This window comes from Aeromicrobium sp. WCS2018Hpa-31 (genome assembly GCF_031843905.1).
Classification (GTDB): domain Bacteria; phylum Actinomycetota; class Actinomycetes; order Propionibacteriales; family Nocardioidaceae; genus Aeromicrobium.
This window is the reverse complement of sequence record NZ_JAVTJF010000007.1, coordinates 71,824-91,449: the sequence shown is the minus strand read 5'-3', so window position 1 is coordinate 91,449 and position 19,626 is coordinate 71,824. Positions and strand designations below refer to the sequence as shown.

Sequence of the window (19,626 nt, the reverse complement as noted above, 5' to 3'; positions counted from 1 at the left end):
GCGGGTGACTTCTCGCTGGATCCGCGCCCAAGAGCTCGCTCGTGCCCAGTCCGTCGGAGCCGTGCTCGTCACGCCCGGCGCCGACCTGCGCTACCTGACCGGCTACCACGCCAAGCCGCTCGAGCGTCTGACCTGCCTGGTGGTGCCCGCCGACGGGCCCGCGACCCTCGTGGTGCCCGCGCTCGAGCGGGCCGCCGCCGAGGCCGCCGGGGTCGACGTGGAGATCGCCACCTGGGGCGAGACCGACGACCCCTACGCCCTCGTCGCCGCGCTCCTGCCCGCCGACGCCACCGTGGCGGTGGACAACCAGATGTGGGCCGAGCGCGTCCTGGCCCTGCAGGACCGGTTCGCCCGGGTCAGCCTCGCCGGCCCCCTGCTCACCCAGCTACGCATGCGCAAGGACACCGACGAGATCGCGGCACTGCGCGACGCGGGCGCCGCCATCGACCGCGTGCACGCCCGCATGGGGGAGTGGCTGCGTCCGGGACGCACCGAGCGGGAGGTCGGCGCCGACATCGCCCGCGCGATCGTCGACGAGGGGCACGCGCAGGTCGACTTCGTCATCGTCGGCTCCGGCCCCAACGGTGCGTCGCCCCACCACGAGGTCTCCGACCGCACGATCGAGGTGGGCGACCCCGTGGTCGTCGACATCGGCGGCACGACGGCGGCCGGCTACTGCTCGGACTCGACCCGCAACTACCTCGCCGGCGGCAGCGCCCCGGCGGAGTACCTCGAGGCGTACGCCGTGCTGGAGGAGGCCCAGCGCGTCCAGCGCGAGCACGCACGACCGGGCGTCACCGCGGAGTCCGTCGACGCGGTGGGCCGCCAGGTCCTCGTCGACGCCGGCCTCGGCGACCTGTTCATCCACCGCACCGGGCACGGCATCGGCACCGAGACGCACGAGGAGCCCTACATCGTGGAGGGCAACGACCTCGTGCTGGAGCCCGGCATGGCGTTCTCCATCGAGCCCGGCGTGTACCTCGAGGGGCGCTTCGGCGCCCGCATCGAGGACATCGCGGTCTGCACCGACGACGGCCTCGAGGTCCTCAACCACGCACCGCGCACGCTCACGGTCCTGTGAGACGGTCACCCCGATGAGGTGGTACCTGGCCGCCGTGCTGGCGGCCATCTCCGGACTGCTCAGCGCGGCAGCCTTCGACCCGTGGTCCGTGCCGTACACGATGGTCGTCGGCGTGGCCCTGCTCGTCTGGGTGCTGCGCCGCCAGGCGGAGGCTCGCGTGGTCGCGGTCATGACCACGGGCGCCGTCTACGGGCTCGCCTTCATGGCCCCGCTCATCTGGTGGATGAACGCGGTCAGCAGCGGGGCCTACGTCGCGCTCGTGGTCGCCCAGACCGTGCTGCTGGCCGTCATCGCCCTGCCGCTCCGCGCGGCGCTGCGGCTGCCCTGGTGGCCCGTGTGGGGCGCCGCTGCCTGGGTGCTGGGCGAGCAGGTGCGCGGCGGCTTCCCGTTCTCCGGGTTCCCGTGGGGACGCCTGGCCCACACGTCCATCGACACGCCGCTCGCCCCGTACGCGCGCCTCGTCGGGATGCCCGGCACCTCCGCCCTGCTCTTCGTGCTCGCGGCGATGCTGGTCGTGCTGGCCGGCTCCGGCGTCCTGCGTCGGACCGCGGCCGTCGCCGTCGTCGTCGCCGTCATCCTGGGCGGGCTGTTCCTGCCCACCGGGCTCGCGGACCCTGGTCCGGAACGGCGCATCGCCGCGATCCAGGGCAACACGCCGGGCGCCTTCCTGACCTGGCCCCGCGGCGAGATCGGCGAGCTGCACCTCGCCGAGACGAGCAGGTTGGCGGCGGCCGTGGAGTCCGGACGCACCCAGGCACCGGACCTCGTGATCTGGCCGGAGAACGCGCTCGACGTCGACCCCTTCGCCGACGAGGCCCTCGGCGCCCGCATCGAGTCCCTGGTGCAACGGATCGGTGCACCGATCCTCGTCGGCGCCATCCTCGACGGCCCCACGAACGACACCGCCTACAACGCCGGTGTGGTGTGGAACGGCGACGGCCCCGGCGAGGTCTACGTGAAGCGCAGGCTCGTGCCCTATGGCGAGTACGTGCCGTTCCGACGTGAGCTGGGTGGGCTGGTCCCGCGCTTCGACCGCGACATCCCGCGCGACATGCTGCCGGGGGACCGGGAGGGCGACCTGCAGGCCGGGTCCGTCGTCGTCGGCGACACCATCTGCTGGGACATCGCCTACGACGGCATCGTCGAGGACGCGGTGCGCGGCGGGGCCGAGATGCTCGTGGTCCAGACCAGCAACGCCAGCTTCACGGGCACGTCGCAGCCCGCGCAGCAGTTCAAGATCTCGCGGCTCCGCGCGATCGAGACCGGCCGCTGGGTCGTCGTGCCGTCGACGAACGGCATCAGCGGCATCGTCGACGCCGACGGGCGCGTGGTCCAGCAGGCACCCACCGAGGAGCCCGCCACGCTGGTCGCCGACGTCGGCACGGCCACCGGGACGACCCCGGCCACCGCCGCGGGCCGCTGGCCCGCCGTGGCTCTGGTGTCGATCGGCCTGCTGGGCTGGGTCCTCGGCATCCTGCACCGCCGTCGCGCGGTCCGGAGGACGTCGTCGTGACCGTCCTGGTGATCATGCCGACCTACGACGAGGCGGAGAGCCTGCCCGGCACCCTCGAGCGGCTCCGCAGCTGCGTCCCCGACGCCGACGTCCTCGTGGTCGACGACGCCTCGCCCGACGGCACCGGCCGGCTCGCCGACGAGAGGGCACTGCGCGACCCCGCCGTCCACGTGCTCCACCGCACGGGCAAGGACGGGCTCGGAGCCGCCTACCGGGCCGGCTTCGCCTGGGGCCTGGACCGCGGCTACGACGTCCTGGTGGAGATGGACGCCGACGGCTCCCACCTGCCCGAGGAGCTGCCCGACCTCCTGGCCGCCGTCGAGTCGGCCGACCTCGTCATCGGCTCGCGCTGGGTCCCGGGAGGCTCGGTGGTCAACTGGCCCTGGCACCGACGGATGATCTCGCGGGGCGGCACGATGTACGCCCGCCTCGCGCTCGGCCTGCCCGTGCACGACACCACCGCCGGCTTCCGTGCCTTCCGGGCCGACACGCTGCGCCGGATCGCCTTCGCAGGCGTCGCCTCGCAGGGGTACTGCTTCCAGATCGACATGACGCGCCGGGTCCACGCGGCAGGACTGCGGATCGTGGAGGTGCCGGTCACCTTCGTCGAGCGCGCTCTCGGACGGTCCAAGATGAGCTCGGCGATCGTGCGCGAGGCGCTGTGGCGCGTGACCCTCTGGGGCCTCGCCCGCCGGGTGCCCCGCCGGCTGCGGGTGGGACCCCTCGCCCGGGCCGCGCTGCCCCGCCCCAGTGACGCCGGACCCGGACAGCACGAGACCCCGGTGCAGGACCGGGGTCTCGGGGCGGGCTCGGACGGGTCGGGCTGAGCCCGACGGGCCGTCAGGCCGTCTTGCGCTTGCGACGGTGCAGGTGCGGCGGACCGATCTCGCCGGAGCGCAACAGCTCCAGGCGCTCGGTGAGGATCTCCTCGAGCTCGGACTCCGAGCGTCGCTCCAGCAGCATGTCCCAGTGGGTACGCGCCGCCTTCTCCTCCTTCTTCGCCGGCTCCGCGACGTCGGCCTGCTTGCCGATGCGGCCGGTCTTCGGGTCCTCCCACTCGTAGGGGACCTCGGCCTCGACCGACATGGTCACCGTGAAGGTGTGTCCGTCGTCGCAGACGTACTCGATCTCCTGACGAGGGGCCATCTCGACCCCGCGCTCGTCCTCGAAGCTCTGGGCACCCAGCCGGGCCCCGCGCAGTGCTCGTTCAGCCATGGGTCACTCCTCTCATCGGTACCAACGTAGGGCACCCCCTTGAGATTCCCCTGAGTACGTCCTCACCGCACCTCGAGTGCGCGATCGCGGACCTGGGTAGCGACCAGGAAGAGGGCAGCGAGCCCGGCGGCGAGGACCACGAGGATGCCGACGATGCCCCACCGGTCGTCCCCGCCGATGAAGGCGAAGAGCCCGAAGAGTGCGGGGGACAGGAACGACGCGGCGCGTCCGGTCATGGCGTAGAGCCCGAAGTTCTGGCCCTCCTTGCCGACCGCCGTGAGGCGCACCAGGTAGGTGCGGGACGCCGACTGGGCCGGACCGACGAACAGGCACAGCAGCAGCCCGAAGATCCAGAATCCCGTGCTGCCCTCGACGAACAGCAGCACCGTGCCCACGACCATCATCGACACCAGCGAGAACACCACCACGCGACGCGGCCCGCCGCGGTCGTCGTAGCGACCGGCGAGGATCGCACCTCCGGCGGCGGCCACGTTGGCCACGATGCCGAACGGGATCACGGTCTCGTCGGTGAAGCCGTACACGGACACGGCGATGACCGCACCGAACGTGAACACCCCGGCCAGCCCGTCGCGGTAGAGGGCGCTGGCGATGAGGAACTTGAGGGTCTCGCGGTCGTCGCGCCACATGGTCCGCACCTCGGCGAACAGCACCCGGTAGGAGTCGACGAAGCCGGTGCGGGGCAGCGGGCTCGCCTCGGCCGGCAGCTCGGGCACGAACAGCAGCACGGGCAGCGCGAAGACGAGGAACCAGACGGCGGACACGATCGCCACGAGCCGGATGTTCAGCCCGTCGTCGGTGGTCACGCCGAGGAGACCACCGTCGCCACTGATCAGCCCGACGAACACGATGATCAGCAGCACGATGCCGCCCAGGTAGCCGAAGCCCCAGCCGAGCCCGGACACCCGGCCCACCGTCTCGGGGGTGGACACCTGGCGGAGCATGGCGAAGTAGGGGACCTGGGCCAGCTCGAACAGCACGATGCCCAGCGAGATCAGGAGCAGGCCGAGCCACAGGTAGTGGTAGTCGTCCTTCACGAAGTACATGAGGGCCATCAGGACGACGACGGCGCCCGTGAGCAGGGCCAGGGAGCGCTTGCGCCGCCCACCCGCGTCGGACCGCTGTCCGAGGACCGGGGCGAGGACGGCGATCACGAGGGAGCCGGCCGCGATCGACCACGCCAGCCAGGAGCTGGCCGAGATCGGTCCGGGCAGGTCCTTGCCGACGCCGTCGGTCAGGTAGACCGAGAACACGAACGTGACGATCACGGCGTTGAACGCGGCCGATCCCCAGTCCCAGAACGACCACGCCAGGACCTGGCCCCGGCTGGTGCTGCGGGCGACCGCCCCGCTCCCGTCCGTGCTGCTCCCGTCTGGGCCACTCGTGCGTCCGATGCTCATCGTGGCCAGGCTCCTCGTTCGGTCAGCACGTCGCGCAGGACGTCGGGACGGTCGGTGACGATGCCGTCGACGCCGATGTCGAGCAAATATCGCATCTGGTCGGGGTCATCGACGGTCCACACGTGCACCTGCAGGCCGGTCGCGTGGGCGTGACGGACGAACCGCGGCGTCACGACGGTCACCGGACCTCGTCGTACCGGCACCTGCAGGCAGTGGACGCCGCGCCGGGCGGCGTACCGGCGGATCGCCGCGACGGGGCCCAGCCGCAGCGCCGCGACCTCCAGCGGCCCGGCCGAGCGGGCGGCCTCGGGGCAGAGCCGGCGGAGGTGAGCCAGGCGGCTGCCGGAGAACGAGGCGAGGCACACCCGCTCCTGCGCCCCCGCAGCACGGATGACCTCGACCGTCGGGACGACGGCGGCGTCGGACTTCACGTCGATGTTGAACCGCGCGTGCGGGAAGGCCTCCAGCAACGTCGCCAGGCGCGGCACAGGTTCCTTGCCGACCACCCGCACGGCGTCGACCTCCTCGGCCGTCAGGTCGGCCAGGGGCGTGTCGACCCCGGTCAGGCGACCCAGGTGCTCGTCGTGGAACGCGTAGACGACGCCGTCCTGCGAGGCGTGCACGTCGGTCTCGAGGTAGCGGTACCCGAGCGCCACCGCGTTGGTGAACGCTGCCAGCGTGTTCTCCAGGCCCCCGTTCACCGGCAGCAGGGCGCCACCGCGGTGGGCCAGGGCCAGGGGGAGGGGCGCGTCGAGGTACGGGTGGCTGGACACCACCTCACGCTAGCGCCCGCGGGGTCCGCGGGACGCCCTCGCCGTCAGATGTCGCGGAACGTCTCGATCTGCGCACCGAGGGCGTTCAGCCGCTCGGCCAGGTCCTCGTAGCCGCGGTTGATGACGTACACGCTGCGCAGCACCGAGGTGCCCTTGGCGGCGAGCATCGCCAGCAGGATGACGACGGCCGGTCGCAGCGCCGGCGGGCACACGATCTCGGTCCCGCTCCAGTGGGTCGGGCCGTCGACCAGGACCCGGTGCGGGTCGAGCAGCTTGACCCGCGCACCCAGCTTGTTCAGCTCGGTCAGGTAGATCGCGCGGTTCTCGTAGACCCAGTCGTGCAGCAGCGTCTGGCCCTCGGCCGTGGCGGCGATGACCGCGAAGAACGGCAGGTTGTCGATGTTGAGCCCCGGGAACGGCATCGGGTGCACCTTGTCGATCGGTGCCCGCAACGACGAGGGGTGGGTGGTGATGTCGACGAGCCTGGTCTGGCCGTTCTCGGCCGGGTACTCCTCGCTGCGGTCGTAGTGCAGTCCCATCTCCTCCAGGAGGGCGAGCTCGATCTCCATGAACTCGATCGGGACGCGGCGCACGGTGATGCTGGACTGCGTGACGATCGCGGCGGCGATGAGGCTCATCGCCTCGATCGGGTCCTCGCTCGGCGCGTAGTCGACGTCGGTGTTGATCTTCGGCTTGCCGGTGACCCGCAGGGTCGTCGTGCCGATGCCCTCGATGCCCACGCCGAGCTTCTCGAGGAAGAAGCAGAGGTCCTGGACCATGTAGTTGGGGCTCGCGTTGCGGATCACGGTCACGCCGTCGTGGCGGGCGGCGGCCAGCAGCGCGTTCTCGGTGACGGTGTCGCCACGCTCGGTGAGCACGATCGGACGCTCCGGCCCGACGCCGCGGGCGGCGTCGACGTGGTAGCTGCCCTCGGTGGCCACGACCTTGAGCCCGAACGGGCGCAGTGCCGTCATGTGGGGCTCGACGGTGCGCGTGCCGAGGTCGCAGCCGCCGGCGTAGGGCAGCTCGAACTGCTCCACGCGGTGCATGAGCGGACCGAGGAACATGATGATGCTGCGGGTGCGCCGGGCCGCGGTCTCGTCCATCGCGGCGAGGTCCAGCTCGGCCGGGACGACCAGCTCGAGGTCGCCGTCGTCACCCAGCCAGCGGGTGCGCACGCCGATGGAGGACAGCACCTCCAGGAGCCGGTTGACCTCCTCGATCCGCGCGACCTTGCGCAGGATCGTCGTGCCCTCGTTGAGCAGCGACGCGCAGAGCAGCGCCACACCGGCGTTCTTGCTGGACTTGACGTCGATCGAGCCCGAGAGCCGCGTGCCGCCCTTGACCCGCAGGTGGCTCGGGCCGGACGTGCCGACGCTGACGATCTCGGAGTCGAGCGCCGTGCCGATGCGCGCGATCATCTCGAGGGTCAGGTTCTGCTGGCCCTTCTCGATCCGGTTGACCGCGCTCTGGCTGGTGCGCAGCTGCGTGGCCAGCTCGGTCTGCGTGAGACCGCTGTGCTGACGCGCGTCGCGGATGAGGGTGCCGATACGGGCGAGGTAGTCGTCTCGTGAAGTCACCTGACCACACTATCTCAGTTGTGAGATAAGACAACGACGGTCAGGTCACGTCCGCGCGGACCGCCGTGCGACGAGCGCCACGACCACGCCGAGCACGGCCAGCACCCCGCCGAGCAGGCCCAGAGGAGACACCGCGACGTCGGGATCGACCACCTCGACGACCTCCGCGGCGACGACCTGGCCGGCGATCGAGCACAGCCCCAGCACGAGGACACCGTGGATCTGCACGGCCACGGCGGAGATCGCGATGAAGCCGACCCCGAGGACGCCGCCGACGTAGTACCACCACTGCGTGGGGAAGCCGTCGATCCTGCCGGGGATGGCCAGACTCACCACGAGCAGCACCAGGAGCGCGGCCGTGCCGACGACGAAGTTGTTCCACGTCGTCGCGAGAGGACCACCGATCGCCGACACCCGACCGTTCAGCGCCTGCTGCACCGCCTGCAGGCACCCGGCCACCAGCGCCAGGGACGCCAGCAGCAGGGAGAGCCCGAGCTCGGTGCCGTCGAGGTCGCCGAGCACCTTGACCGTGACCGCGGCGACGGCGAACAGGGCGGCGATCGCCCGCGGTCGGGAGGCGGCCTGACGGCCGCCCGGTCCGAGCCCCACGTGGTCGACCACGAGCGACGCCACCGACTGACCGGCCGTGAACGCCACGATGAAGAGCGCCACCCCGATGATGCCGACGGCGATGCCTTGGCTCGCCACGAAGAAGGCCCCGCCGAGGCCTCCGAGCAGCTCGACCGGCCGCAACCTGCGGAGCCGCAGGGCGTCGCGCAGCCGCAGCAGGCCGGCCCGTCGGCGCGGGTGCGACAGGACCACCAGCGTGAGCAGGAGGAGTCCACTGCCGAAGCTCACGACCGCGGCCAGGGCGCCGGCCCGCAGACCGTCACCGAGCTGGCCGGCGAGCGAGCCGTTGACGCGCGACTGCAACGTGACGAGCGCACCGACCAGCAGCATCAGCGGGACCGTCATGGCCCGCAGGAGGGGGCGTTCCACCTCAGGCGTCGAGGGTGTCGCCGGGGGCGAGGCGGTGCGCCTGCTCGGCGTCGACCCCGCCGTGGTTCACGGCGTGGTTCCAGTACAGGTCGTAGGCGACGTCGGCGATGGTCGCGTCGTGGATGGGCAGGAAGCCACGCGGCGCGACGCCGGACAGGAAGGCCACCGTGTCGCTGATCCTCGCCCAGGGTGCGCTGAGGGGCAGCGCCAGCAGGTCGACACCGGCCGGGGTGGACTCGTAGGAGTCGCCCGGGTGGAAGAGGGTGGTCGTCCCGCCGTCGCTGCTCGGGCCCTCCACGAGCACGCCGACGTTCGCGACCACCGGGATCGAGGGCAGGATCGTGGCGTGCCGGGCACCGACGCCGGTGAGGGTGATGTCGCCGACCTGCGTGACCACGCCGTCGGCGTGCGCGCGCCAGGGTCCGCCCTGCTGCTCGGCGGTCTCGGGATCGGCCAGGAAGACCGCCTCCGGGCTGGCGGCCACGACGTCGGCGGCGCGCGCCGGGTGCAGGTGGTCCGGGTGCTGGTGGGTGACGACCACGGCGTCCAGGTCGCTCAGCTCGAAGGCGGCGTCGAGGCTGAACGCGCCCGGATCGACGAGCACCCTCGCCTCCGACGTCTCGAGCAGGAGGGCGGCGTGTCCGAGTCTCGTGATCCTCACACGCCCATGATGCACCTGCGCCGATCCGGACGCAGCGCGGTGTCGAATGGCACACATGGGCTGGTACGCGGACGCCACGGCGCTCCTGATGAACCTCACCGCACCGCTGACGGTGCGCTACGGCGACGCCCTGCAGATGTCCGGCGCCGACGTCGAGGACCCGGAGACCTGGCGCGTGCCGACTCGGCACGGGACCGTCCGCTGCTACGTCTACCGACCCACGGCGGGCCGGCACGCGGCGCGCTCCGTGGACGCACCGTCGACGCCAGGCGTCTACGTGCACCTGCACGGTGGGGCCTTCCTCATGCGGCACGCGGCGATGGACGACTTCTTCGCCCGCCACGTCGTCGCCACGACCGGTGCGGCCGTGGTGAACGTGGACTACGACGTGGCACCGCGACACCGGTACCCGGTGGCGCACCACCAGGCGCACGACGTGGTCGAGTGGGTCGCCCAGAACGCCGGGACGCAGGGCCTCGACGGGCGCCGCCTGGTGGTCGGCGGCTTCAGTGCAGGCGGGAACCTCGCCGCGTCGGTCTGTCTGCAGGCCCGCGACCAGGGGCACCAGCCGGCGCGTCTGCAGCTGCTCGGCGTGCCGTCCCTCGACGTCTCGACCACCCACAAGCCCGCCACGGTCCCGCGACCGATGATCAGCGAACGGACCGTCCGGCTCGTCCGCGCGACGTACTTCAAGGACGCCTCGCGCCGCAGCGAGCCGTACGCGTCGCCCCTGCTCGCCGAAGACCTGCACGGGCTGCCACCGGCGCTCGTCGTCACCGCCGAGCACGACGCGCTGCGGGCCGAGGGGGACGCCTACGCGCGGCGTCTCGCCGACGTGGGCGTCCCGGTGGAGCACCACGTCGTGCCCGGCCAGGACCACTACTTCCTCGACCCGGCGGACCGGCGGCAGGCGCGCCACTGGATGGACCTCATGGCCGAGGCGATCGCGCGGGCGCTCGTCTAGGACGGCACCTGCGGACGGTCCTCACCGTCGATCTACCCTGGGTCCGTGACCGACGCCATCTACGCCCGCGAGGTCGGTGACACGGGGGAGCGGGTGGTCTTCCTGCACGGACTGTTCGGCCAGGGCCGCAACTTCACGCAGGCCGCCAAGGCGCTGCAGCCCGAGCTGCGCTCGCTCCTCGTGGACCTGCCCAACCACGGCCACTCCGCGTGGACCGACTCCGTCGACTACCTGGACGTGGCCGACCAGGTGGCGGCGTTCCTGCGCGAGGAGTGGGCGTCGGACGGTCGCACCCACGTCGTGGGGCACTCCATGGGCGGCAAGGTCGCCATGGTGCTGGCCCTGCGTCACCCGGACCTCGTGGACCGGCTCGTCGTGGTCGACATCGCCCCTGGTCCGAGAGACGGCGCCGGGGAGTTCGAGCACCTGCTGGACAGCCTGGCCTCGCTCGACCTCGACACGCTCGAGCGGCGCGGCGACGCCGACGAGCAGCTGCGCGAGCGGATCGACAACGACACGGTGCGCGGGTTCCTCCTGCAGAACCTGCGCTCGATCCCCCCGAGCGAGGGCGGAGGGTTCCGCTGGATGGCGAACCTCGCCCTCCTGCGCCGGGACCTGCCGGTCATCGGCGGCTTCCCCGAGGTCGACGGGACCTTCGACCGGCCCGTCCTCTGGCTCGCGGGGGAGCGGTCGGACTACGTCGGCGACGACGACGCCGACCGCATGCGCACCCTGTTCCCCCGCACCCGCCTCGTGACCGTGAAGGGCGCCGGCCACTGGGTGCACTCGGAGAAGCCGGACGCCTTCGCCTCGGCGCTGCGGACCTTCCTGCTGGCCTGAGCCGTCAGTGCCGGTCCTCGAGGCCGACCGCGTCGCGCAGGCGCTGCACCGACTCGCCCAGCCGTTCGTCGTCGCGCGCCCGTGACTCCATCAGGTCGGCCAGCGCCTCGGCCAGCACGTTGAGCTTCTCCTGCGACGCTTCCTCGGCCCGACGTCCGGCGTTCTCCAGAAGGGCGAGCAGGAACAGCGACTGGACGCTCGCGACGGTGTGGATCGCGACCTGCCACGCCTTCAGGTCGGCCCAGAGCGGCAGGCTCACCGCCCACGCCACCACGATGCCGGCGCACACCAGGAAGAACGGAGCCCGGGTGACCACCGACTCCGCCGACTCCACGAAGCGGTCGAAGACGGACCGGTCGTCGCCGCCGCGGGCGGCCTCCTCAGTACCCATGACGGCACGCTAGGGCGTGCGGCGCTCCCGCGCAGCAGGAACGACGAGCGCGGACGGGACCAGCAGGGCGGCCACCACGAGCAGCGCCTGGAGCGTGCCGGAGTGCTCGCCGACGAACCCGACCAGCGGCGGACCGGCCAGGAAGGCGGTGTACCCGATCGTGGAGACCACGCTGACCCGGGCCGCGGCGCGGCGTGGGTCGTCGGCGGCGGCGCTCATGCCGACGGGGAACCCGAGCGAGGCGCCCAGCCCCCAGAGCAGGATGCCGACGACCGCGAGCTCGGGGACGGGCGCCAGCACGGTGAGCAGCACGCCGACGAAGGCCAGCCCCATCGTCGACCAGAGCACCGTCACCCGACCGTGGCGGTCGAGCAGCGCCGGGCCCACGACCCGGCCCAGCGTCATCGCCGTGACGAAGGCCCCGAAGCCGAGCGCACCGGCCCAGTCCGGCACGTCGTAGCCGTCGACCAGGGCCACCGCCAACCAGTCGTTGGCCGTGCCCTCGGTGAAGGCGAGGGCCAGCACCATCAGGCCGATGAGCAGCGTGCGCGGCTCCGTCCAGGCCGACGCGGACCGTGCGCCCTGCGGATCCTCGCCGTGGTCCTCGTGGCCGGGCAGGAACGCCCGGACCGCCGCGAGCGCGCCCACGAGACCGATCGTGCTGGTGGCCGCGAGGTGGACGCGCAGGTCGAGGTCCAGCGCCGCGGCACCGGCGCCCAGCCCCGCACCGACCACGGTGCCGAGGCTGAAGCCGGCGTGGAAGCGGGGCATCACCGTGCGGCCCATGTGCTGCTCGACACGAGCGCCGTGCAGGTTCATCGCCACGTCCCACGCACCGATGCCGAAGCCCATGAAGGCCATCGGCACCGCGGCGGCGAGCGCGACGCCCGACTCCGCTCCGGCGGCCGCGGCGGTCTGTGCCACGGCGACGACGACCGCGGACACGGCGACCACGCGGGCGGCGCCGAACCGGTCGCACAGCGCTCCGGCGAGCGGGAGGCCGGTCAGCGACCCGGCGGAGATCGCGAGCAGGAGCAGACCGAGCTGGGCAGGGGACAGCCCGAGCGCGTCACGGACCGCGGGGAGCCGCGCCATCCAGCTGGCGAACATGAACCCGTTGAGGGCGAAGACGACGGCGACGGCGTTGCGCGCCGCTCGGACGGTGGGGGTCACGTGTCGCGCCCGGAACCGGACCGCGCCGCTCGGGGCCAGGCTCCGCAGGACCACAGCGCCCAGAGCACGAGGAGCGGCTGGAAGAGAAGGCGGACGAGCCGCGCGCGGTCCGTGTCGAGGCCGAACGCGTCGACGCCCTCCACGTACTGCGCGACGTTGCCCGGGAAGACCAGGACGAACAAGGTCGCGACGAGCAGCCCGACGAGCGCCCGTCGTGCCGCCGGGGCCAGCAGCACCGCCAGACCAAGGACCAGCTCCACCGCACCCGACGCGAGCACGGTGACGTCCTCGTCGACCGGGAACCACGACGGGACCTGCGCGCGGAACTCCTCGCGCGCCACGACGTGCGCCACCCCGGCGAGGACGAGGAAGGCGCCGAGCAGCACGCGGGCGACGTGCTGGACCACACGATGGGGAGTGCTCACCGCACGAGGATGCCAGGTGACTCGCCACGGCTCCGATGCTGGGCGCGGGCGGCGTCCGGCGGTCCTGCGGATCGCTAGCCTGGGCCCCATGGCCCACACCGCCGACACCCATGACGTCATCCGCGTGCAGGGCGCCCGCGAGAACAACCTCCAGGACGTGAGCGTCGACCTGCCCAAGCGTCGGCTCACCGTGTTCACGGGGGTGTCGGGCTCGGGCAAGAGCTCGCTCGTGTTCGGCACGATCGCCGCGGAGTCCCAGCGCCTCATCAACGAGACCTACAGCGCGTTCCTGCAGGGCTTCATGCCGTCGCTCGCGCGGCCCGAGGTGGACCACCTCGAGGGGCTGACGACGGCGATCATCGTCGACCAGGAACGCATGGGCGCCAACCCGCGATCCACCGTCGGCACCGCCACCGACGCCAACGCGATGCTTCGCATCCTGTTCAGCCGCCTCGGCGATCCCTTCGTCGGCCCGCCGACCGCCTTCGCGTTCAACGTGCCCACCCGCACCGCCAGCGGCGTGATGCAGACCGAGAAGGGGGGCCGGGTCGAGAAGCGCGTGGCGCGCAAGGAGGTGTACCTCGGCGGCATGTGCCCGCGCTGCGAGGGGATGGGGTCGGTCAACGACTTCGACCTCACGGCCATCTACGACGCCGGCAAGACCCTCGCCGACGGCGCCCTGCTCGTCCCGGGCTACAGCATGGACGGCTGGTACGGCCGCATCTTCGCCGGCGCCGGCCTGCCGATGGACACCCCGGTGGGGGAGTTCACGCAGGACCAGCTGCAGACGCTCCTCCACGGCGAGCCGACCAAGATCAAGGTCGACGGGGTGAACCTCACCTACGAGGGCGTCCTGACCAAGGTCAAGAAGTCGATGCTGAGCAAGGACCTCGAGGCCATGCAGCCGCACGTGCGTCGGTTCGTGGAGCGCGCGGTCACGTTCACGACCTGTCCCGACTGCGACGGCACCCGCCTCACGCCCGAGGCGCTCTCGTCCCGCATCCGGGGCAAGAACATCGCCGACCTGTGCTCGATGCAGGTCAGCGACCTGGCCGAGTGGCTGCGCGAGCTGGACGAGCCGTCGGTCGCACCGCTGCTCAAGGGTCTGCAGCACCTGCTCGACTCCTTCACCGACATCGGCCTGGGGTACCTCTCGCTGGAGCGCCCCGCCGGGACGCTGTCGGGCGGCGAGGCGCAGCGGACCAAGATGATCCGGCACCTCGGGTCGTCGCTGACCGACGTCACCTACGTCTTCGACGAGCCCACCATCGGCCTGCACCCCCACGACATCGAGCGGATGAACCGGCTGCTCGTGCAGCTGCGCGACAAGGGCAACACCGTGCTCGTCGTCGAGCACAAGCCCGAGACGATCGCCATCGCCGACCACGTCGTCGACCTCGGACCCGGAGCCGGCTCCGGCGGCGGGACCATCTGCTTCGAGGGCGACGTCGCGGGCCTGCGGGCCAGCGACACCGTGACGGGTCACCACCTCGACGACCGCACCCGGGTCAAGGACGCCGTCCGCCGACCCTCCGGCCACCTGGAGATCCGCGGCGCCGACACCCACAACCTGCAGGGCGTCGACGTCGACGTGCCGCTGGGCGTGCTCTGCGCGGTGACCGGCGTGGCCGGCTCGGGCAAGAGCTCGCTCGTGCACGGGTCGATCGCCGGGCGTGACGGGGTCGTCGTCATCGACCAGGGCGCCATCAAGGGGTCCCGCCGCAGCAACCCCGCCACCTACACGGGCCTGCTGGAGCCGATCCGCAAGGCGTTCGCCAAGGCCAACGGGGTGAAGCCGGCGCTGTTCAGCTCCAACTCCGAGGGCGGCTGCCCCACGTGCAACGGCGCCGGCGTGATCATCACCGAGCTGGGCGTCATGGCGACCGTCGAGTCGCCGTGCGAGGAGTGCGGCGGCCGTCGGTTCCGCGCGGAGGTGCTCGAGCACACCCTCGGGGGCAAGGACATCGCAGAGGTGCACGAGATGTCGATCATCGAGGCGGAGGCGTTCTTCGCCGAGGGGCAGGGGCGCGTCCCCGCAGCCCAGAAGATCCTCGCGCGCCTCGTCGACGTCGGCCTGGGCTACCTCACGCTCGGGCAGCCGCTCTCCACCCTCTCCGGCGGCGAGCGCCAGCGGCTGAAGCTGGCCGCGCAGATGTCGGACGCCGGCGAGGTGTACGTGCTCGACGAGCCCACCACCGGCCTGCACCTCGCCGACGTCGAGAACCTGCTCGGGCTGCTCGACCGGCTCGTCGACGACGGTCGCTCGGTCGTCGTGATCGAGCACCACCAGGCCGTGATGGCCCACGCCGACTGGATCATCGACCTCGGTCCGGGCGCGGGCCACGAAGGCGGCCGCGTGGTCTTCGAGGGGACCCCGGCCGACCTGGTCGCCGCCCGCGCCGGTCTCACCGGGGAGCACCTGGCCGACTACGTCGATGCCTGACGGCGCACCCCGCGGGCGGGCCGTCGGCGCGATCGTCCTCGCCGCGCTGTGCTTCGCGACCACCGGGACCGCGCAGGAGCTGGCCGCCGTGGCCGGTTCGCCCGTCGCCGTGGGGCTGGCCCGCATCGCCCTGGGCGGCACCCTCCTGGCCCTGGGAGCGACGTGGCTGTCCCGGGGCCGGGCGACCAGCGTCGCTCCACCGCCTCCCACGGGCGCGAGGATGCCCACCTGGGTGGTCGTCGCCGTCGGCGCCGGGGGAGTCGTGGCCTACCAGCCCACGTTCTTCGAGGGCACGGCCCGCAACGGTGTCGCCGTGGGCACCGTCGTGGCGCTCGGATCCGCACCGGTCGTGACGGGCGCGCTCGAGGCGGTGCTGCGTCGTCGCGTGCCCGGCGTCCGGTGGGGCGTGGCGACGGCCCTCGGCATCGCCGGCGTGGTGCTCGTGTCGGGCCTCGCGTCGGGGTCGGCGGTCGCGGGCTCCGCGGTCGGGTGGTCCGTCGGAGCCGGCGCCTCCTACGCGCTGTACACGCTCGCGGCGAAGGAGCTGCTCGGCCGCGGCTGGTCGTCGGGCCGCACCATGGGGGTCCTGTTCGGCACGGCCGGCGTCGTCAGCCTCCCCGCCCTCGTGCTGCTGGCCGGTCCGTGGCTCTGGAGCGGGCCCGGGCTCCTGCTGGTGCTGTGGCTCGGCGTGGTCACCACCGCGGTCGCGTACCTGCTGTTCGGCTGGGGGCTGGCACGCCTGCCCGCCGCCGACGTCGCCACGCTGACGCTCGCCGAGCCGCTCTGCGCCACGGTGCTGGGTGTCGTCGTGCTGGGGGAGCGGGTCGGCGCGGTCGCAGGCCTCGGCCTCGTGGTGCTGGCGTGCGGCCTCGCGGTGCTCGCCACCGCTCGCGCCGATCCGTCACCCCCCACCCGGGGCCGGTCCGGTCTCAGAGCGGACGCTTGAGCCCCAGGTGGCTCGCCTCGTACCCCAGGCGCTCGTAGAACCGGTGGGCGTCGACGCGCGACGCGTCGGTCGTCAGCTGGCTCAGCACGGCACCGCGGGCACGTCCGTGCTCGTGCGCCCACTCCAGCAGGGCACCACCGAGCCCTCGACCGCGCCACGCCGACGCCACCCGCACGGCCTCGATCTGCAGCCGTGTGGCCCCGCCCCGCGACAGCCCCGGGATGACAGTCAGCTGCGCGGTGGCCGCCACCGTGTCGCCGTCGCGCACGACCACGAGCAGCTGGGACGGGTCGCGCACCAGGGCGTCGTAGGCGTCCTCGTAGGCGGTCGCGTCGGCCAGCTCGCGCGTCGCGCCGATCGGGTCGTCCGCGAGCAGCGCGAGGATCGCCGGCACGTCGTGCCGCTCGGCCCGTCCCACCCGCAGCAGCGCACCGTCGACCTCCAGCGTCGCCCCGGCGTCGCGCGCCGCGCGGCGGATCTCGTCGACGACCTCGTCCAGCCACCCTCCGACGCTCGCCCGCGCCTGCTCGGTGTCGGGGTAGCGGCACCGCAGGTGCATCCCCGCCTCGTCGAGCACGAACCAGACCATGACGCCGTCGGTGCGCCCCGCCGCACTCACGTACTGCGCCTCGAGCCCGACGTGGTCGACGTGCACCGGCAGCCGCCGCAGGTCCAGCCACGAGATCGCGAACATCCCCGGCGACTGCGGCATGCCACCCCAGGGCGCGAAGACGTCCTCGAGCGGCCACGAACCGAGGCCGATGGCCTCCTTCACGGCCGCGGCGCACGCCACGGGGTCGGCGTCGGGGGAGTCGAGGACGGCGTTGGTGATGAACCACCCGACCGAGTCGTGCCACGTGTCCTCGTACCGGCTGTGGACCGGGAACACGGCACGCAGGGGAGCGTCGGCCAGGTCGCGGGTGACCTGGGTCAGGACCGAGGTCACGAGCGCGAGCGTCGACACGCTGCGGGCGCGTGCCCCTCGCGACAGCCAGGCGAGGGCGTCGACGTCGAGCACGTCGCGCAGCTCGACCCGCTCGGGAACCGGTCGATCCACGTCGCCCAGCGGGAGCGGGAAGCGCGGCATGGTGTCGCCGCACGCCTCGATGACCTCGCTCCAGCGCTCACGCACCGACTGCGGTGCGCGCTCACGCTCGACGAGCGCGGCGGTGTGGTCGGCGAACGGTCGCGCCGGAGCCGCGTCGTCGAGGGTTCCGGCGAGCGCGCGCTGCAGGTCCCGCACGACGACCAGCAACGACCACATGTCGACGTGTGCGTGGTCCGCGGCGACCACGACGGTGGGCCGGTCGTGCGACTCGACCACGCACAGCCGGTGCGAGGGCGACGAGAACGGCGTGCAGTGCTCGTCGAGCACCCCACGGATCGCGTCGCTGAGCCGCGTGCCGGGACCCACCGGGTGCTCCCGCCACCGCCCGGGCCCCAGCTCGACCTCGTGCAGCGTTGGACCGATGTCGGGCCCGTCGGAGGGGGCGGGGGAGAAGACCGTGCGGAGCGTGCCGTGGCGCCGGACCACCGACAGCCAGGCCGCCGCGAGCGTGTCGCGGTCCACGTCGGGCGGGCGGAAGGTGATCGCCATCCACGACCCGGCACGGTCGCCCAGGCCCACGTGGCGAGCCTGGTCGAACGAGATCGGCAGCTGCTCGCCGACGGGTCCGACGTCGAGGTCGTAGCCCACGATGCGACCGAACGGCAGCCGGAGGTGGGCCACATGGGTCAGCCGCATGCGGCTCACTCTAGGCCGCTCGAGCCACCGGTCAGGGCAGGTGCGTGTCGACTCGGTCACACGTGGGGTCGCGCCGGCGCTCGGAGCGTCCCGGTCGTCGTAGCCTGGGCCGTCAGGGGAGCCGAGCACGAGGAGCAGCCACCGTGTCGTCGTTCGCGGTACCAGGGGCCACGCTCGACTTCGACGTGACCGGTGCCGACGGCCCTGCGGTGGTGGCGCTGCACGGCCTCACCTCGAGCCGGCACCGCGAGGCGGTCCTGGGGCTCGACGTCGCCGGTGGGCTCGAGGGCGTGCGACTCCTTCGCTACGACGCCCGTGGGCACGGTCGGTCCACCGGGCGCGACCGCATCGGCGACTACTGCTGGCCGCAGCTGGCCGAGGACCTCCACCTGCTCGTCGAACACGTGTTCGGTGGGGAAGTGGTGCACGGGATCGGGGCCTCCATGGGCACGGGGACGCTCCTGCACGCCGCCATCGCCGACCCGGCCAGGTTCGCGACCCTCACGCTGATGATCCCGCCGACCGGCTGGCGGACCCGCGCGTCGAAGGCGTCGGAGTACGAGTGGGCGGCGCGGCTCGTCGAGTCCAGCGGCGTGGCGGCCTGGATGGCCGCCGGCGCAGGCGCTCCGCAGCCTCCGGCGACCCGTGGGCGTCCTGACACCCTGCCCGACGTGCCACCGAGCCTGCTCCCGACGGTGCTGCGCGGAGCGGCGTCGTCGGACCTGCCGTCCAGGTCGTCCCTGACGACGCTGGACGTCCCGACACTGGTGCTGGCGTGGACGGCCGACCCGGCGCACCCGCTGGAGACCGCCGACGAGCTCGGTGCCGTCCTGCCGCACTGTCGCAGCGTCGTGGCGGACGATCCGGACGACGTGCGCCGGTGGGCGGGCGAGCTGGCCGACCACGTCGGCGCAGTGGCCCCGACCGGCCCCTCTCGCCCACGCTGACATCGCTCCGATAATGCACATTATGTCAAGTAGTGGACATCGTGGCACGCCTCACGGCGCCCAGTGCTGTCAGTTGTCAGGAAAGGTGTCATTTTGCCAAGTTGGTTGTCATCTTTTGCCAACTAGTTGTCATGTGCGATTCGCTCTGAGCGTCGACGGCTGATCTCGATCAAGGATCTCGGCATGTCGAGAACATTCCGCACCGACGCTCAGCTGGCCTTGGACGTCGCGGCGCACACCGCCCGCCAGAACGCCGATCGCGGCGCGTGGTCCGATCCCCGAGCCGACGCACACATGCCCGATCCCCCGTTCCCAGATCCGGACAATCCGGTCCTGGACTACTTGGTCCGGACGGCCGAGGCATCCCTACGTCGCGGCGAGAACATTCAACTCACCCTGGTCCACCTGGCTGTGCACGCTTGGTTTGAAGGCGGTGTCGCAGGATACGACCGAGGACGCGGCGACACGGCGCACGACCCAGATAGCGCTTGACGTGGGACCGCCGCTCCCCCA

The 19,626-nt window shown here is 72.4% G+C and carries 19 protein-coding genes; 9 read left to right on the top strand and 10 right to left on the bottom strand.

Annotated features, from left to right (window positions below; all coding sequences use genetic code 11):
• Positions 1-4 precede the first annotated feature (4 nt).
• From RQG84_RS10655 to RQG84_RS10645, 3 genes are read left to right on the top strand one after another with little or no spacing between them, the layout of a single operon-like run.
• The gene (locus RQG84_RS10655) at positions 5-1,081 is read left to right on the top strand and encodes a Xaa-Pro peptidase family protein (RefSeq protein ID WP_311210010.1); all 1,077 of its coding nucleotides are present in this window, start codon (positions 5-7) and stop codon (positions 1,079-1,081) included.
• Between the two features lie 13 nt (positions 1,082-1,094).
• Positions 1,095-2,594 (top strand): apolipoprotein N-acyltransferase, encoded by a 1,500-nt coding sequence (gene lnt / locus RQG84_RS10650; protein WP_311210009.1) that lies wholly within the window; start codon positions 1,095-1,097, stop codon positions 2,592-2,594.
• A gap of 14 nt (positions 2,595-2,608) precedes the next feature.
• On the top strand, positions 2,609-3,421 hold the full coding sequence (locus RQG84_RS10645; RefSeq protein WP_311210129.1) for a polyprenol monophosphomannose synthase: 813 nt from the start codon (positions 2,609-2,611) through the stop codon (positions 3,419-3,421).
• 13 nt (positions 3,422-3,434) lie between these two features.
• Here the strand turns inward: RQG84_RS10645 and RQG84_RS10640 are convergent, their stop codons facing one another.
• The 6 genes from RQG84_RS10640 to RQG84_RS10615 all read right to left on the bottom strand — a co-directional run bounded on the left by RQG84_RS10640 (position 3,435) and on the right by RQG84_RS10615 (position 9,240).
• Positions 3,435-3,809 carry an RNA polymerase-binding protein RbpA gene (locus tag RQG84_RS10640; protein WP_055968259.1) on the bottom strand — a complete coding sequence of 125 codons (375 nt, stop codon included), beginning with the start codon at positions 3,807-3,809 and terminating at the stop codon, positions 3,435-3,437.
• A gap of 62 nt (positions 3,810-3,871) precedes the next feature.
• Positions 3,872-5,227 (bottom strand): MFS transporter, encoded by a 1,356-nt coding sequence (locus RQG84_RS10635; RefSeq protein WP_311210008.1) that lies wholly within the window; start codon positions 5,225-5,227, stop codon positions 3,872-3,874.
• Positions 5,224-6,000 (bottom strand): glycerophosphodiester phosphodiesterase, encoded by a 777-nt coding sequence (locus tag RQG84_RS10630; protein WP_311210007.1) that lies wholly within the window; start codon positions 5,998-6,000, stop codon positions 5,224-5,226. The genes RQG84_RS10635 and RQG84_RS10630 overlap by 4 nt, the downstream gene beginning before the upstream one ends.
• A gap of 44 nt (positions 6,001-6,044) precedes the next feature.
• Positions 6,045-7,580: a UDP-N-acetylglucosamine 1-carboxyvinyltransferase gene (locus RQG84_RS10625; protein WP_311210006.1), complete on the bottom strand. Its 1,536-nt coding sequence runs from the start codon at positions 7,578-7,580 to the stop codon at positions 6,045-6,047.
• Positions 7,581-7,625: 45 nt separating this feature from the next.
• Positions 7,626-8,579, bottom strand: coding sequence for a DMT family transporter (locus tag RQG84_RS10620; protein WP_311210005.1), 954 nt, complete (start codon positions 8,577-8,579; stop codon positions 7,626-7,628).
• Position 8,580: 1 nt separating this feature from the next.
• Positions 8,581-9,240 carry an MBL fold metallo-hydrolase gene (locus tag RQG84_RS10615; RefSeq protein WP_311210004.1) on the bottom strand — a complete coding sequence of 220 codons (660 nt, stop codon included), beginning with the start codon at positions 9,238-9,240 and terminating at the stop codon, positions 8,581-8,583.
• A 55-nt stretch (positions 9,241-9,295) separates the two neighbouring features.
• Here RQG84_RS10615 and RQG84_RS10610 point away from each other — a divergent pair, with 55 nt between their 5' ends.
• Both RQG84_RS10610 and RQG84_RS10605 read left to right on the top strand, forming a co-directional pair.
• Positions 9,296-10,204 (top strand): alpha/beta hydrolase, encoded by a 909-nt coding sequence (locus RQG84_RS10610; protein WP_311210003.1) that lies wholly within the window; start codon positions 9,296-9,298, stop codon positions 10,202-10,204.
• Positions 10,205-10,249: 45 nt separating this feature from the next.
• A complete protein-coding gene (locus tag RQG84_RS10605; protein ID WP_311210002.1) occupies positions 10,250-11,044 on the top strand; it encodes an alpha/beta fold hydrolase in 795 nt (264 codons plus the stop codon).
• A 4-nt stretch (positions 11,045-11,048) separates the two neighbouring features.
• Here RQG84_RS10605 and RQG84_RS10600 read toward each other — a convergent pair whose 3' ends face one another.
• From RQG84_RS10600 to RQG84_RS10590, 3 genes are read right to left on the bottom strand one after another with little or no spacing between them, the layout of a single operon-like run.
• Positions 11,049-11,435, bottom strand: a complete 387-nt coding sequence (locus RQG84_RS10600; protein ID WP_311210001.1) for a low affinity iron permease family protein — start codon at positions 11,433-11,435, stop codon at positions 11,049-11,051.
• Positions 11,436-11,444: 9 nt separating this feature from the next.
• Positions 11,445-12,608, bottom strand: a complete 1,164-nt coding sequence (locus RQG84_RS10595; protein WP_311210000.1) for an MFS transporter — start codon at positions 12,606-12,608, stop codon at positions 11,445-11,447.
• The gene (locus RQG84_RS10590; RefSeq protein WP_311209999.1) at positions 12,605-13,033 is read right to left on the bottom strand and encodes a hypothetical protein; all 429 of its coding nucleotides are present in this window, start codon (positions 13,031-13,033) and stop codon (positions 12,605-12,607) included. Before RQG84_RS10590 ends, RQG84_RS10595 begins: the two co-directional genes overlap by 4 nt.
• A gap of 88 nt (positions 13,034-13,121) precedes the next feature.
• Between RQG84_RS10590 and RQG84_RS10585 the strand changes: the two genes are divergently transcribed.
• Together RQG84_RS10585 and RQG84_RS10580 are read left to right on the top strand one after the other, a co-directional pair.
• Positions 13,122-15,476 (top strand): excinuclease ABC subunit UvrA, encoded by a 2,355-nt coding sequence (locus RQG84_RS10585; protein ID WP_311209998.1) that lies wholly within the window; start codon positions 13,122-13,124, stop codon positions 15,474-15,476.
• The gene (locus RQG84_RS10580) at positions 15,469-16,422 is read left to right on the top strand and encodes a DMT family transporter (RefSeq protein ID WP_311209997.1); all 954 of its coding nucleotides are present in this window, start codon (positions 15,469-15,471) and stop codon (positions 16,420-16,422) included. Before RQG84_RS10585 ends, RQG84_RS10580 begins: the two co-directional genes overlap by 8 nt.
• On the opposite strand, the gene RQG84_RS10575 is transcribed toward RQG84_RS10580, so the two are convergent.
• A complete protein-coding gene (locus RQG84_RS10575; protein ID WP_311209996.1) occupies positions 16,406-18,166 on the bottom strand; it encodes a GNAT family N-acetyltransferase in 1,761 nt (586 codons plus the stop codon). The two genes, RQG84_RS10580 and RQG84_RS10575, sit on opposite strands and share 17 nt — an antisense overlap.
• 143 nt (positions 18,167-18,309) lie before the next feature.
• Here RQG84_RS10575 and RQG84_RS10570 point away from each other — a divergent pair, with 143 nt between their 5' ends.
• Together RQG84_RS10570 and RQG84_RS10565 are read left to right on the top strand one after the other, a co-directional pair.
• Entirely contained in the window at positions 18,310-19,113 is an 804-nt protein-coding gene (locus tag RQG84_RS10570; protein ID WP_311209995.1) for an alpha/beta hydrolase, read from the top strand.
• A gap of 183 nt (positions 19,114-19,296) precedes the next feature.
• A complete protein-coding gene (locus RQG84_RS10565) occupies positions 19,297-19,605 on the top strand; it encodes a hypothetical protein (RefSeq protein ID WP_257727431.1) in 309 nt (102 codons plus the stop codon).
• Positions 19,606-19,626 lie beyond the last annotated feature (21 nt).

Bases quoted from the DNA above. Each gene is read 5' to 3' on its own strand.
- RQG84_RS10580 (WP_311209997.1), top strand. From the start codon at position 15,469: ATGCCTGACGGCGCACCCCGCGGGCGGGCCGTCGGCGCGATCGTCCTC.
- RQG84_RS10610 (WP_311210003.1), top strand. From the start codon at position 9,296: ATGGGCTGGTACGCGGACGCCACGGCGCTCCTGATGAACCTCACCGCA.
- RQG84_RS10600 (WP_311210001.1), bottom strand. From the start codon at position 11,435: ATGGGTACTGAGGAGGCCGCCCGCGGCGGCGACGACCGGTCCGTCTTC.
- RQG84_RS10645 (WP_311210129.1), top strand. From the start codon at position 2,609: ATGCCGACCTACGACGAGGCGGAGAGCCTGCCCGGCACCCTCGAGCGG.
- RQG84_RS10575 (WP_311209996.1), bottom strand. From the start codon at position 18,166: ATGCGGCTGACCCATGTGGCCCACCTCCGGCTGCCGTTCGGTCGCATC.
- RQG84_RS10565 (WP_257727431.1), top strand. From the start codon at position 19,297: ATGTCGAGAACATTCCGCACCGACGCTCAGCTGGCCTTGGACGTCGCG.
- RQG84_RS10640 (WP_055968259.1), bottom strand. From the start codon at position 3,809: ATGGCTGAACGAGCACTGCGCGGGGCCCGGCTGGGTGCCCAGAGCTTC.
- RQG84_RS10635 (WP_311210008.1), bottom strand. From the start codon at position 5,227: ATGAGCATCGGACGCACGAGTGGCCCAGACGGGAGCAGCACGGACGGG.
- lnt (WP_311210009.1), top strand. From the start codon at position 1,095: ATGAGGTGGTACCTGGCCGCCGTGCTGGCGGCCATCTCCGGACTGCTC.
- RQG84_RS10585 (WP_311209998.1), top strand. From the start codon at position 13,122: ATGGCCCACACCGCCGACACCCATGACGTCATCCGCGTGCAGGGCGCC.